The sequence below is a fragment of the Thauera sp. SWB20 genome, assembly GCF_000831325.1.
Lineage (GTDB): Bacteria > Pseudomonadota > Gammaproteobacteria > Burkholderiales > Rhodocyclaceae > Thauera > Thauera aminoaromatica.
This window is the reverse complement of the sequence record NZ_JTDM01000015.1, coordinates 262442-276072: the sequence shown is the minus strand read 5'-3', so window position 1 is coordinate 276072 and position 13631 is coordinate 262442. Positions and strand designations below refer to the sequence as shown.

12 protein-coding genes are annotated in these 13631 nt (G+C 70.9%); 1 reads left to right on the top strand and 11 read right to left on the bottom strand.

What is annotated here, in order from left to right; all coding sequences use genetic code 11:
- Positions 1-51 precede the first annotated feature (51 nt).
- From PO78_RS07325 to PO78_RS23515, 9 genes are all read right to left on the bottom strand, one after another.
- On the bottom strand, positions 52-984 hold the full coding sequence (locus PO78_RS07325) for an ABC transporter permease (RefSeq protein ID WP_004304738.1): 933 nt from the start codon (positions 982-984) through the stop codon (positions 52-54).
- A gap of 10 nt (positions 985-994) precedes the next feature.
- Positions 995-2059 carry an ABC transporter permease gene (locus tag PO78_RS07320; protein ID WP_004304736.1) on the bottom strand — a complete coding sequence of 355 codons (1065 nt, stop codon included), beginning with the start codon at positions 2057-2059 and terminating at the stop codon, positions 995-997.
- Positions 2052-3647, bottom strand: coding sequence for an ABC transporter ATP-binding protein (locus tag PO78_RS07315; RefSeq protein ID WP_043742916.1), 1596 nt, complete (start codon positions 3645-3647; stop codon positions 2052-2054). Before PO78_RS07315 ends, PO78_RS07320 begins: the two co-directional genes overlap by 8 nt.
- Before the next feature lie 67 nt (positions 3648-3714).
- Positions 3715-4491, bottom strand: coding sequence for a tetratricopeptide repeat protein (locus tag PO78_RS07310; RefSeq protein ID WP_043742915.1), 777 nt, complete (start codon positions 4489-4491; stop codon positions 3715-3717).
- A gap of 13 nt (positions 4492-4504) precedes the next feature.
- A complete protein-coding gene (locus PO78_RS07305; RefSeq protein ID WP_012584984.1) occupies positions 4505-4744 on the bottom strand; it encodes a hypothetical protein in 240 nt (79 codons plus the stop codon).
- 186 nt (positions 4745-4930) lie between these two features.
- Positions 4931-7804 (bottom strand): adenosylcobalamin-dependent ribonucleoside-diphosphate reductase, encoded by a 2874-nt coding sequence (locus tag PO78_RS07300; protein WP_043742913.1) that lies wholly within the window; start codon positions 7802-7804, stop codon positions 4931-4933.
- 215 nt (positions 7805-8019) lie between these two features.
- Positions 8020-8868, bottom strand: a complete 849-nt coding sequence (locus PO78_RS07295; RefSeq protein WP_004304726.1) for an HDOD domain-containing protein — start codon at positions 8866-8868, stop codon at positions 8020-8022.
- 30 nt (positions 8869-8898) lie between these two features.
- Entirely contained in the window at positions 8899-9918 is a 1020-nt protein-coding gene (locus tag PO78_RS07290; protein WP_012584987.1) for a cation diffusion facilitator family transporter, read from the bottom strand.
- A gap of 108 nt (positions 9919-10026) precedes the next feature.
- Positions 10027-11343: a methyl-accepting chemotaxis protein gene (locus tag PO78_RS23515; RefSeq protein ID WP_043742911.1), complete on the bottom strand. Its 1317-nt coding sequence runs from the start codon at positions 11341-11343 to the stop codon at positions 10027-10029.
- A gap of 166 nt (positions 11344-11509) precedes the next feature.
- Between PO78_RS23515 and PO78_RS07280 the strand changes: the two genes are divergently transcribed.
- A complete protein-coding gene (locus tag PO78_RS07280) occupies positions 11510-12415 on the top strand; it encodes an endonuclease/exonuclease/phosphatase family protein (protein WP_082047704.1) in 906 nt (301 codons plus the stop codon).
- Positions 12416-12457: 42 nt separating this feature from the next.
- Here PO78_RS07280 and PO78_RS07275 read toward each other — a convergent pair whose 3' ends face one another.
- Complete coding sequence (locus tag PO78_RS07275) at positions 12458-13249, bottom strand: alpha/beta fold hydrolase (RefSeq protein ID WP_043742909.1); 792 nt, start codon at positions 13247-13249, stop codon at positions 12458-12460.
- Positions 13250-13405: 156 nt separating this feature from the next.
- Positions 13406-13621, bottom strand: a complete 216-nt coding sequence (locus tag PO78_RS07270) for a YdcH family protein (RefSeq protein WP_012584991.1) — start codon at positions 13619-13621, stop codon at positions 13406-13408.
- Positions 13622-13631: the final 10 nt, after the last annotated feature.

Genomic DNA, 13631 nt, shown 5'->3' with positions numbered 1-13631 from the left:
GTTGTCCCGCGCTGGAGGGCTGCCGAGCCGCCGCGGTCGCGGCGAAAGGCGTCAGGCCTCGGGCCGGTAGGGCTTGCCGAGCGAGACCGGCGAGTTGAGCCGGATCGTGTTGCCGTTGCGCGAGATCGCCACCAGCACCACGATGGTCGCCCAGTAGGGCAGGGACGACAGCAGCTGCGAGGGGAAGTCGATCTGCAGCCCCGAGCCCTGGATGAAGAGCTGGGTGACCATCACGCCACCGAAGAGATAGGCCCCGACCATCACCCGCAGCGGCCGCCAGGTCGCGAACACCACCAGCGCGAGCGCGATCCAGCCACGCCCGGCGACCATGCCCTCGGCCCACATCGGCGTGTAGAACACCGACAGGAAGGCGCCGCCGATGCCGGCCATGGCGCCGCCGAACAGCACCGCCAGGTAACGGATGCGGATCACCGGGTAGCCGATCGCGTGCGCCGACGCGGGCGACTCGCCCACCGCGCGCAGCACCAGCCCGGCGCGGCTGCGGTGCAGGAACCACAGCAGGCCCCAGAACAGCGCCCAGGAGAAATACACCAGCGCCTGCTGGTTGTAGAGCGCTTCGCCGATCAGCGGCAGGTCGGCGATGAAGGGGATGCGGATCGGCGGCACCGCCTGCAGCGCCACCGCCTCGTAGGGCTTGCCGACGAAGGCCGCCAGGCCGACGCCGAAGATCGCCAGGGCCAGGCCGGAGGCGACCTGATTGGCCATCAGGGTGAGCACGAGCAGGCCGAAGAGCGCCGCCATCGCCATGCCCGCGCCCATGCCGGCGGCCACGCCCAGCCACGGGTTGCCGCTCTCGTGGGTGACGGCGAAGGCGGCGACCGCGCCCATCGCCATCATGCCCTCGGCGCCGAGGTTGAGCACCCCGGCCTTCTCGTTCACCAGCAGGCCGAGGGCGACGATGATCAGCGGCGTGCCCGCCACCACGGTGGCGAACAGCATCGACGTGAAGAGACTCGCGTCCATGGCGGCCTCCTCAAGTGCCACGCCGGCGCAGGCGCAGGCGGTAGTGGATGAAGACGTCGGCGCCGAGCAGGAAGAAGAGCAGCATGCCCTGGAACACCATCGAGATCGAGTTGGGCAGGTTCAGGTATTGCTGCGCCTGCTCGCCGCCGATGTAGAGCAGGGCCATGAGCAGGCTGGCGAGCAGGATGCCGAAGGCGTTGAGCCGCCCGACGAAGGCGACGATGATGGCGGCGAAGCCGTAGCCGCTGCCGACCTTGTCGGTGAGCTGGCCCATCGGCCCGGCCACCTCGCCCATGCCGGCCAGGCCAGCGGCGGCGCCGCCGAGGAGCAGGCCCACCCAGATCATGCGGGTGGCCGAGAAGCCGGCGTAGCGCGCGGCGTCGGCGGCCTCGCCGGCGACCCGCATGCGAAAGCCCGCGTGGCTGCGGTTTATGAAGGCGTAGCCGGCCACCAGGGCGGCGAGCGCGATCGCGAAGCCGAAATGCAGGCGGGTGCCCTCGATCACCATCGGCAGGGTCGCCGCCTCGGCGAACATCCGCGTCTGCGGGAAGTTGAAGCCGTCGGGGTCCTTCCATGGCCCGAACACCAGCCAGGACACGAAGAGCTGGGCCACATAGACCAGCATCAGCGACACCAGGATCTCGTTGGCGTTGAAGCGCGTGCGCAGCAGCGCCGGGATCGCCGCCCAAGCCGCCCCGCCCGCGGCGCCGGCGAGGACCATTGCCGGCAGCACCAGGGCGCTCTCGGCGTCGCCGAAGTACAGCGCCACGCCGGTGGCGGCCACCGCGCCGAGCATGAACTGGCCCTCGGCGCCGATGTTCCACACGTTGGCGCGGAAGCCGATCGCCAGGCCGATCGCGCACAGCATCAGCGGTGTGGCCTTGAGCAGCAGTTCGGAGAGCGCGTAGAGGTCCTTGACCGGGTTGAGGAAAAAGACGCGGAAGCCTTCGACCGGGTCCTTGCCGAGCGCGGCGAACACCGCCAGGCCGCCGACGAGCATCAGTGCCACCGCGAGCAGCGGCGAGGCCCAGGCCATCAGCCGCGAGGGTTCGGCACGGGCTTCGAGCTCAAGCATGCGGGGTCTCCGTCGCGAGGGGCGCGCCGGCAGTGTGCTCGGCGCCCGGCCACAGTCCGCTCATCCACACGCCGATGTCCTCGATGCTGGTGTCGCGCGCGGCGCGCACCGGCGACAGCCGGCCCTTGGCGATCACCGCGATGCGGTCGCAGATCTCGAACAGCTCGTCGAGCTCCTCCGAGATCACCAGCACCGCGCAGCCGCGGTTGCGCAGGTCGATGATCCGCTGGCGGATGAAGGCGGCGGCGCCGACGTCCACGCCCCAGGTGGGCTGCGCGCATACGAGCAGGCGCGGGGCCTGCAGGATCTCGCGGCCGACGATGAACTTCTGCAGGTTGCCGCCCGACAGCGCCTTGGCCGCGGCGGCCGTGCCGCCACAGCGGACGTCGAACTCGTCGATGCAGCGCCGTGCGAACGCGCGCGCACGCCCGAAGCGCAGGAAGCCGGCGGCCACCATGCCCTGGTTGTGCGCGGCGGTGAGGAGCGTGTTGTCGGCGAGCGACATCGTCGGCACCGCGCCGCGGCCGAGGCGCTCCTCGGGCACGAAGGCCATGCCGAGCCGCCGCCGCCGCCCCGGCGACAGCCGGCCGGCCTCGACACCGCAGATCTGCACGGGGAATTTCTCCGCCAGCGGCGCCTCGCCCGAGATCACGCGCAGCAGCTCCTGCTGGCCGTTGCCCGAGACTCCGGCAATGCCGACGATCTCGCCGGCATGGACGTCGAGGTGGAGGTCGCGCAGGTCGGTGCCGAAGGGGTCGTCCGCGGCGTGCGAGAGCCCGGCCAGGCGCAGGCGGACTTCGCTGCCGGCCTGCCGCGCGTCGTGCTCGCAGCGCGGCAGTTCCTTGCCGATCATCAGGCGCGCCATCGAGGCGGGGGTCTCCTGCGCCGGGATGCACTCGCCGGTGACCTTGCCGCCGCGCAGCACGGTGGCGGTGTGGCAGAGCGTGCGGATCTCGTCGAGCTTGTGGCTGATGTAGAGGATCGAGCAGCCTTCGTCGGCGAGCCGGCGCAGGGTCTCGAAGAGCTTGCGCACCGCCTGCGGCGTGAGCACCGAGGTGGGCTCGTCCATGATCAGCAGGCGCGGGTCCTGGAGCAGGCAGCGGATGATCTCGACGCGCTGGCGCTCGCCCACCGACAGGGCGTGGATGTGGCGGCGCGGATCGACCGGCAGGCCGTAGCGCTCCGAGACCTCGACGATGCGCCGCGCGAGCGCGTCGAGCGCGGGCTTGCCGGGCAGGGCCAGGGCGACGTTTTCCACCACGGTCAGCGTCTCGAACAGCGAGAAGTGCTGGAACACCATGCCGATGCCCAGGCTGCGCGCATGCGCCGGGCTGGCGACCGCGACCTCCTCGCCCTCCCAGAACATGCGCCCGCTGCTCGGCCGGGTGACGCCGTAGATGATCTTCATCAGCGTCGACTTGCCGGCGCCGTTCTCGCCGAGGATGGCGCGGATCTCGCCCGCGCGCACGACGAGGCCGATGTCGTGGTTGGCGACCACCGTCGGGTAGGCCTTGCTGATGCCCTGCAGGACCAGTCGGGCAGGGCCGGCGGCGGTGTCCGGCTGCGGGGGGGGATACGGGATGGGCACGTCGATTCGAAGCGGTGTGTCGTCGGTCGGAAAGCGGGCGCGTGCGGCGTCGTGGACGCCCGGGGGCTCAGCGGCTGCGCTCGGCCGCCTGCCGGGCGGCCTCTTCGGCCGCTTCGAGCGACAGGGCCTGCGCGCGCCGGAGCTCGTCCGCGTCGAGCTTGACCGCGATACTGTCGCGCTCCTGCACGCCGTCCATGTTGAGCAGGGCGGCTGCGCGATTGAACCACACATAGGCCTGTACCGCATCCCGTTCGACGCCGATCCCGCTGCGATGCAGGCGGCCGAACTCCACCATGCCCTCGGGATCGCCCGCATGCGCCGCCTGGTTCAGCCAGCGCGCGGCGAGCTCGTAGTTCTGCGGCATGCCGATGCCGCTGCGGTAGAGCTTGCCGAGCAGCACCATGGCACCGGTGTGGCCGCCTTCGGCAGCCTCGCGCAACTGGCTCACCGCGCTGGCGGACACTTCGCGGCCGCGCGCGGTGTCGAGCAGCGCGGCACGTGCGGCGCGGAAGCGGGCGTCGAGCGCGTCCGCCGGCGCCGAGGGCTCGGCCGCGGCGGATCGGGTCTCGCCCGGCGCATCGCCGGACTCGTCGAGGTTCAGCATGCGCACGCTCGCGATGCCGATGCCCAGGAGCAGCAGGGCCGACAGGATCCCCACCACCAGCGGCCATCTGCTGCGCGGCCGGAGCGCGTCGTCGGGAGCCAGGAAGCGCTGGTCGCAGGCCAGGCAGCGCCAGGGGTGCAGCCCGGGATGGCCGGCGTGTTCCTCGTGCGAGCGCCAGCGCGAACGCCGGCAGTCGGTGGATCCGCAGGCCGGGCAGGCCGGATGGGCGCGAGTGCTCATGCGCGCTCCCCGCTCAGCTCTTCCAGAACCACAGGATCGCGATGACGGCGATCGTCAGCAGCAGGGTGCTGCCGCCCACCGCGGCGACGATCGGGTTGTCGCGCAGCAGGCGGCGCGGCTCCGGGGCGTGGAAGCGGTGCACGCAGGACATGCAGCGCCATGCGCGCTCGCCCGGGTGGGCGAGGCGCTCGTCCGCGGATTTCCACGGGGACTCGCGGCAGTCGGTTCCGTCGCAACGCGGGCAGGTGGGCATGGTGATCGCTCGGGCGTGCCGTGGTCGCAGGGCGGGCTGCGCACCGTTTCTGAAGATTTTCTCGATTATATAGAGCGTCTGCGTCCAGGAAACGATCGACGGATCACACCGAGCGCAAAAAAGGGCAGCCCGCAGGGCTGCCCTTTTTTGCTGAATATGACGTTTGCGCGATGCCCGTGCGCGCGCTCAGCCGCAGGTCCCGACCGCGCCGCAGGCGGTGCAGAAGTCGCAGCCGTCCTTGCGGATCACGGTGTGGTTGCCGCATTCGTTGCACAGCGCGCCCTGCATCAGCTTGGGCTCGTTGTCGTCGCGCGGCGACTCCAGGATGCCCATCTCGCGCGTCGGGTAGCCGCGCTCGTCGAGCACGCCGAGCATGGCGTAGCGGTGGATGATGAGCTGCGCCAGGTAGGCCACGGTGCTCGGCCAGTTCTGCTGGCGGCGGGTGCCGGGGACGAAGGCCATGAAGTCGCCGAGCGGCTCGGGGTAGTCGAGCAGCTTGCGCAGCTTCATGCCGATCCAGGCCGGGTCCATGACGCGCATGTCGAGCGACAGGATGCGGGTCAGGCCGTCCAGCGCGCGCGGATAGTTGCCCGAGAGCCACACCGAGTACGGGCGGGTGACGCCGTCCGGCAGGGTGATCTCCTTGAGGCCGAGGACGAAGTCTTCGCCGGTGGCCGGGTTGTAGATGTCCACCGTCCACGACAGCGTGCCGTCGGTGCCGGTCTTGGGTTCTTCCAGGCTGAAGAGCGTGTCGAGGACGCCGTTGCTCTCGTCTTCCTTGTCGAACACGCCGAGCTTCTCGCAGCGGTAATTCACCACCTGGGCGAAGGCCGACACCACGCCGGGCACCAGCTTCTTCTCGCCGTGCGGCGGGAAGGGCATCTCGAAGGAGCGCTCGCCGACGGTGCGGGCCAGGGTGTCGAGCTTGAGCTTGAGCCAGCCGCGGTCGTTGGCGCGCATGTCCATCGACAGGGTCTTGGCCACCGCACCCAGGCCGCGCGGCTGGTCGGCGCCGTTAACCCACACCTCGAAGGGGAAGCTGCCGCCGTTGTTGCCCACCTGGCCGACGAAGAGCGCGAAGCCGCCGGTCGGGGTGTTGAGCATGTAGGTCCACGCCAGGTTGCCGTCGGGCAGGTCCGGGCGGCCGGGCCAGCGCAGGCTGGACAGCACCGGAGCGGGCAGGTTCTTGATCGACAGGCGCTTGTTGGCGTCGGCGATCTCGACGTCGTGCGGCTGCTTCTGCTCGGCGGTCGGGGTGACCGACAGCACCGAACCCAGCACCGAGTTGGGACGGTAGGTGGCGAGCCCCTTGAGGCCGGCTTTCCAGGCGGTGAGGTAAAGATCCTCGAACTCGGCGTAGGGGTAGTCCTCGGGCACGTTCACCGTCTTGGAGATGGACGTGTCGACGTAGGGCGCGACCGCGGCGACCATGTCCTTGTGGGCCTGCGCGGAGATCTCCAGCGCGGTGACGAAGGACTGCGGCAGCTTGTCGACGTTGCCGCCGAGGTGCTTGTACAGGCGCCAGGCGTAGTCCTCGACCGCGTACTCCTTGAAGGTGCCGTCGGCCATGCGCTTGCGCCGGGTGTACGTATAGGAGAAGGGCGGCTCGATGCCGTTGGAGGCGTTGTCGGCGAAGGCCAGGCTGATCGTGCCGGTGGGGGCGATCGACAGCAGGTGCGAGTTGCGGATGCCGTGCTTGCGGATCTTGTCCTTCACATCGGCCGGCAGGCGCGAGGCGAAGTTGCCGCCCGACAGGTAGAGGTCGGCGTTGAACAGCGGGAAGGCGCCGCGCTCGCGGGCGAGCTCGGACGAGGCCAGGTAGGCGCGGTTGCGCATGAACTCGGAGATCTTGCGCGCTTCCTCGCGCGCCTCGGCGGTGTCGTAGCGCTGGCCGAGCATGATCAGCGCGTCGCCCAGGCCGGTGAATCCGAGGCCCACGCGGCGCTTGGACTGCGCCTCGGCGTGCTGCTGCGCGAGCGGCCAGTGGGTGACCTCGAGCACGTTGTCGAGCATGCGGATGGAGACGTCGACCACCTTGCCGAAGCCGGCATAGTCGAACTCGGCCTTGTCGCCGAAGGGGTTCTTGACGAAGAGCGTGAGGTTGATCGAGCCCAGGCAGCAGCAGCCGTAGGGCGGCAGCGGCTGTTCGGCGCAGGGGTTGGTGGCCTCGATGGTCTCGCAGTAGTACAGGTTGTTGTCCGCGTTCATGCGGTCGAGGAACAGGATGCCCGGCTCGGCGTGGTCGTAGGTCGAGCGCATGACCTGGTCCCACAGCTCGCGCGCGCGCACCTTGCGGTACACCCACAGGCCGTCGTCGCGCTGGTAGGCGCCGGCGGCCTTCACCTCTGCGGTGGGCTCGGCCTTGTGCACCAGCTCCACGTCGCCGTCGGCCTCGACCGCCTGCATGAAGGGGTCGGTGACGCCCACCGAAATGTTGAAGTTGGTGAGGTCGCCTTCGTCCTTGGCGTGGATGAATTCCTCGATGTCCGGGTGGTCGCAGCGCAGCACGCCCATCTGCGCACCGCGGCGCGCACCGGCCGATTCCACCGTCTCGCACGAGCGGTCGAACACGCGCATGTAGGACACCGGGCCCGAGGCGTTGGAGGCCGTGCCCTTGACCAGCGCGCCCTTGGGACGGATGGAGGAGAAGTCGTAGCCGACGCCGCCACCGCGGCGCATGGTCTCGGCGGCCTGGGCGAGCGCGGTGTAGATGCCGGGGCGGCCATCGACCGCCTCGGTGACCGAGTCGCCGACCGGCTGCACGAAGCAGTTGATCAGGGTGGCGGCGAGCGTGGTGCCGGCGGCGCTGTTGATGCGACCGGCGGGCACGAAGCCTTTCTCCTGTGCCTCGAGGAACTTCGCCTCCCAGTGGGCACGCTTGTCCTCGGCTTCGACTGCAGCCAGCGCGCGCGCGACGCGGCGACGCACTTCGGCGACGGTCTGTTCGTCGCCCTTGGCGTACTTCTCGACGAGCACCTCGCCGGAGATTTCCTGCATCGGCAGGTTGGCGGCGGAGGCTTTGACGGTGTTCTGGGTGGACGCGCTGGTGGTCTCGCTCATGGTCTTTTTCTTCCTCCGTGGTGGGTCTTGGGACGGACGGAAGGATAGCGCGGAACGAGTGCTCGTGCAAAAAAATAAAACGTTTAAAAAACAAGTAGTTATACAATCTCTTTGTATTTCATGATTTTGCAGGGCACTACATGTAGTAGCTTCCGAAGTGGGGTTTTTGGGCTGGAATCCCAGTCTCCATGCGGGTTTGCGCCACGCTGCGGCCCCTACCTGCGTGGGAAGAACAGCGACAGGTAGGCGGCGAAATCGATCTCCGCACCTTCGCGCAGGCCCGCCAGGCGCTCCGCCTCGAGCCCGAGCAGGTCCCAGGTCTCGGGCGCGACGCGGGCGGCGGCGGCGCTGCTCGGGAGGTCCAGCTCGTCGGCCTCGGCGATGCGGCGGGCGAGGTTGATGGTTGCCGCCTCGGCGGCGTAGGCGCCGCCCAGGCGCGGCAGCATCTGCGCGCCCACCGCGGTGCCGAAGCGGTCGGGCAGTTGCCAGCGGTCGAGCAGGGCGGCGCCGAGTTCCGCGAAGTCGCAGCCGACCAGGCGACGCTCGGCGGCGTCGAGCGCCTCGTCGCCGGCTTGCGCCGCAAGGCGCGCGGCGGCGGCGAGCTCGGGCACGGTCTGGTACATCACCAGGTGGCCGGTGTCTGCGAGCACGCCGATCAGGAACAGGCGTTCGCCGGCGGTGAGGCCGGCGGCGATCCCGGCCGCGCGCGCGGCCAGTCCGGTGAGCAGGCTGTTGCGCCAGAAGCGCCGCATGTCGAGGCGGGCGGGGCGGACGCCGGCGAAGATGCCCTGCAGGGACATCGCCAGCACCAGATCGTGCACCTGCTGCAGGCCGAGCAGCGCGACCGCGCGCACGATGTCCTCGACGCGGCCGCGCTGGCCGAACAGGGGGCTGTTGACCAGGTGCAGCAGGCGGGCCGAGAGCGCGGGGTCGGCGGAGACCAGGCGGGCGACGGTGACGACCGAGCCGGCCGGCGACTCGAGTTGTTCGCGCACGCGCATGTAAACATCGGGCAGCGAGGTCAGCGCCTCGATCTGGCTGACCAGTTCCTGGGCGGAGTGCATTGTCGGGGTCCTGTGGATCGGGGGAGGGGCTCAGCCGGCATCGCGTGCGCGCGGCGTACGTGGGGTGAAGACCAGCGGCTGCGCCGGCGGCAGCTCGGGTTGCAGGGTGGCGTGCTCGATGCCGAAGCGGCTGCGCAGCAGGGCGCGCTCGGCCGCCAGCACCGTCGGCCAGCGCGCCGCGTCGGCGAGCACGACATGGGCGGAGAGCGCGCTGCGGTTTGAATCCAGGCTCCAGATGTGGAGGTCGTGCACCGAGCGCACGCCCTCGACGCCCGCCATCGCGTGACCGACTTCGGGCAGCGACAGGCCGTCGGGCACGCCCTCGAGCAGGGTGTGGACCACCTGGCGCAGCAGCGCCAGCGTGGAGTACAGGATCAGGCCGCAGATCAGCATGGTGAGCAGCGGGTCGATCGGCATCCAGCCGGTGTACAGGATCACGATGCCCGAGGCGAGCGCGGCGACCGAGCCGAGCAGGTCGCCGATCACGTGCAGCAGCGCGCCGCGGGTGTTGAGATCGCCCTCGCCGCGGGTCAGCAGCCAGGCCACGGCCAGGTTCAGCACCAGCCCGCCGAGCGCGACCAGGATCACCGCCTCGCCGGCCACCGCGCGCGGCTCGAGCAGGCGCTCGACCGCGTGCCACACCAGGCCGCCGACGATCACCAGCATGAAGAGCCCGTTGGCGAGCGCGGCGAGCGCCTCGACCCGGCGCAGGCCGTAGGAGTGGCGGGCGCTGGCCGGGCGCAGCGCGATGCGCGCGGCGAGCGCCGCCAGCCCGAGCGAGGCCGCGTCGGTGAGCATGTGGCCGGCGTCGCCGAGCAGGGCGAGCGAGCCCGACCACCACCCGGCGATCGCCTCGACCGCGGCGAAGCCGAGCGTGAGCACGAGCGCGAGCGGCAGGAAGCGGCTCGCGGAGTGGTCGTGCGCGTGATGAGGGGGGTGGGCGTGACCGGCTTGATGCGGGTATGCGTGGCCGTGTGCGGGGTCGCCGTGTTGGTGGTCGTGCTCGTTGTGGGCGTGGTGGTCGTGCTGATGACCGTGATGGGTGTGCATCGCAGCGCTTCCTCGAGGGCTTCAGCGGATTATGCCTGTGGCGCAGTCGGTCCCGACACCTCCGGCATCCGCGGCGGGCCGCGGCGCGCGTCCACACCCTTCGGGGATTCAGCGATGCAGCAGCCCCGAGAAGCGCTCCACCACCTCGACGACCTCGGTGGCGCCGTTGTGGATGCCGTCGATGACCTCGCCGGCCTCGCGTGCCAAGCCGATGCTCGCGGTGGCGGTCTCGTGCATGCCGTGCACCCGCGAGATCGCGAGGTGGGTGGCGTCCTGCACGGTGGAGATCATGGCGCTGATCTCGGTGGTGGCCTTGGAGGTGCGCTCGGCGAGTTTGCGCACCTCGTCGGCGACCACCGCGAAGCCGCGCCCGTGCTCGCCGGCGCGCGCGGCCTCGATCGCCGCGTTGAGCGCGAGCAGGTTGGTCTGGTCGGCGATCTCGCGGATGGTGTTGACGATGGTGGTGATGCGCCCGGTCTCGTCGCCGAGCTGGCCGAAGGTGTGCGCGGCATTCTCGGCGCTGCTCGAGATCGCCACCATCTGCGCGGTGGCGCGCGCGATCACGTCGGTGCCGCGCTCGGCGAGGTGGGCGTTGTCGCGGGCGCGTTCGAGCGCGGCGGCGGCGTTGGCGACCTCTTCCTCGAGCGCCTCGACGCGGGGGCTGATGTCGGCGGCGAGCTTGATGAACTTGCAGGGCCGACCGGACGCATCGAACACCGGGTTGTAGCTGGCCTCGAGCCAGACCGTGCGGCCGTTGCGCGCCACGCGGCGGAAGCGGCCGGAGAAATATTCGCCGTGGCGCAGGCGCTCCCAGAACTGCGCGTACTCGGGCGTCGCAGCGTCCTCGGCGGCGCAGAACAGGCGATGGTGGCGGCCAAGCACCTCGTGGCGGGCGTAGCCCATGGTGGCGAGGAAGTTGTCGTTGGCGGCGAGGACCTTGCCGTCGAGGTCGAATTCGATCATCGCCATCGAGCGCTCGATCGCCGACAGCATGGCGCGGTGCTCGGCGCCCTCGCGGACTTGGGCGGTGATGTCGGTGGCGAGCTTGACCACGCGCAGCACGCGGCCGTCGGGGCCGAATACGGGGTTGTAGGTGGCCTCGAGCCACACCGGCTCGCCAGTGGCGTCGCGGCGCTCGAAGCGCCCGCTCACCGGCTCGCCGCGGCGCAGGCGCTGCCAGTGCGCGAGGTAGTCCGACGAATTCGCGTAGGCCTCGTCGCAGAACATGCGGTGGTGCTGCCCGAGCACCTCTTCGCTGCGATACTTCATGGTCGCGAGGAAGAGCTCGTTGGCGAACAGCACGGTACCGTCGGGTGCGAACTCGATGCGGGCGGTGGCGCGGTCGATCGCCTCGATCACCGCCTGGCGTGCGGCGAGCTCGGCCTGTTGTTCCTGGAGGGTGCTCTTGAGCTTGCGGTTGAACATGGTCTGGTGGCCGTCGTCGGGAGTCGCGATGACGGGCGGCCGCAGGCCGCCTGTCCGGATGCGCGGCGTGTCGGGCTGGAAGGCGGCGGGGCGTCCGCGCCGGACACGGGGCGTGCCCGGTATAACGGCGCGCGGGGGTCTTTCTTTACATCATGTCGAAATGCGTATGAAGAAATCGATCGGGCAGCGACAACGAGGCATTCGCCTGCTGAGCTGGAACATCCAGTGGGGGCGCGGGGCGGACGGGCGGGTGGATCTGGCGCGTACGCGCGAGGCGATCCGCGCCGCCGGGCCGCTCGACCTGATCTGCCTGCAGGAGGTGGCGAGCAATTTTCCCGGCCTCGCCGGCGGTGCGCGCGAGGACGAGCCGGCCTTCTTCGCCGAGGCCTGTGCGGATTTCGAGCCGGTGTTCGGCGCGGGTATGGACGTGCCCGACGGCGACGGCGGGCGGGCGCGCTTCGGCAACCTGCTGCTGTCGCGCCTGCCGGTGGGGCAGGTGTTCCGCCACCTGCTGCCATCGCCCGCCGACCCCGCCTGTCCGGCGATGCAGCGGGTGTGCGTGGAGGCGGTGGTGGAGGCGCCCTGGGGGCCGCTGCGGGTGATGAGCACCCACCTCGAGTATTACTCCGCGCGCCAGCGCCGCGCCCAGATCGAGGCCTTGCGCGCGCTGCAGGCCCAGGTGGCGGACCTGGCGCGGTTGCCGGCGGCGGGCAAGGAGTCCAACCCCGCCTTCGCCGCGCGCCCGCGTCCGGCCTCGGCGGTGCTGTGTGGGGACTTCAATTGCGAACCGGGCTCGGCCGAATACCTCGCGCTGCAGCGTCCGCTACCCGCGTCCGAGCTCGCACCGGACGCCGAGCGCCCGCACTGGGTGGACGCGTGGGCGGTCGCGCACGGCGCGCGGGCGCATGCGCCCAGCGTCGGGCTGCACGGTGCGGAGTGGCCCGACCGCAGTTATTGCTGCGACTTCTTCTTCGTGACTGCCGACCTCGCGCCGCGGGTGCGCGCGGTCGAGGTGCTCGCGGACACCGCGGCTTCGGATCACCAGCCGGTGGTGCTGGAGCTGGGCGCGTAAGACGAGAGGAGCGCGGCAGGGGAGACGACCGCCCGGCCGGGCTCAGTCGGTCCCGAGCAGGGCCCGCACCACGGCGGTCGGGGCCTCTTCCTGCATCGCGTGGCCGCAGCCTGCCAGCTCCACCAGCCTCACTTCGCCGCCGCCGGCGCGCAGGGCCTCGTGCAGCGGGCCGATGGCCTTCACCGGGGTCATGCGGTCGAGCGCGCCGCACAGCAGCAGGGTGGGGCAGTCGCGGCGCGTGGCGGCGGCCAGCGCGTCCTGCCAGGCGTTGCAGGCCGCGAGGTCGCGCGCGAGCGTCTCGCTGCCGTTGCGTTCCATGCGCTCGCGGTTGCCGGCCTCGAGCGTGCGTCGGCGGTCCTCGCCGAGCACTTCGGCGGGGGCGAAGGAGAACTTGTTGATCAGCGCGTGGGCCTGCGCCGGGTCGCTGCGCGCGGCATCGAGCAGGAAGGGCGCGACCGGCATCGGCGCGAGGCTGCCGAGCAGGTGCAGGCGTGCGATGCGCCCCGGCGCGGCAGCCGCGGCGGCCAGTGCGACCAGCGAGCCCATGCTGTGCCCGGCGAGTTCGAAGCGTTCGAGGCCGAGCGCGTCGGCGAAGGCGAGCACCCACGCCGCCATGGCGTCGACCGCGCCGGGGGCCTCGCCTTCCGAGTCGCCGTGGCCGGGGAGGTCGGGGACGATCACCCGGCGGCCGGCGGCGGCAAGCCCGGCGGCGACCGCTTGCCAGACGCCGCGGTCGTGTCCGGCGCCGTGGATCAGAAGGATGACCGGCGCGGCGGCGGGGCCGGACTCGTCGAAGGCGGCGCGGCGGCCGTCGAGCTGGAGGGTCTGGGTCATGGGCGTGTTCTTGGAGGGTTCGGGACCGCGGACGGGCGCAGGCGTCCTGGAGGGGGCTCTGCGAAGCCGAGCCTGCCGCGTGCGGGTTCAGGCGGCCGGACGTTCAGCCGGCCGGATGGAGTGTCGAGCCGGCGGGTTGTTCAGGCACCGTGGCAGTCAGGCATATTCGTCGGGGTCGAGCAGGTGCTCGATCGCGACGATGCGGTCCTTGAGTGCGAGCTTGCGTTTCTTGAGCCGGCGCAGCATCAGCTCGTCCTCCACCGGGTTGTCGGCGAGGCGGGCGATCGCGTCGTCGAGGTCGCGGTGCTCGAGGCGCAACTCGTCCAGCCGCTGGCGCAGGCTGGTCACCTCGTCGAAGCTCTCCCCGGTCATGCTCGTTCCC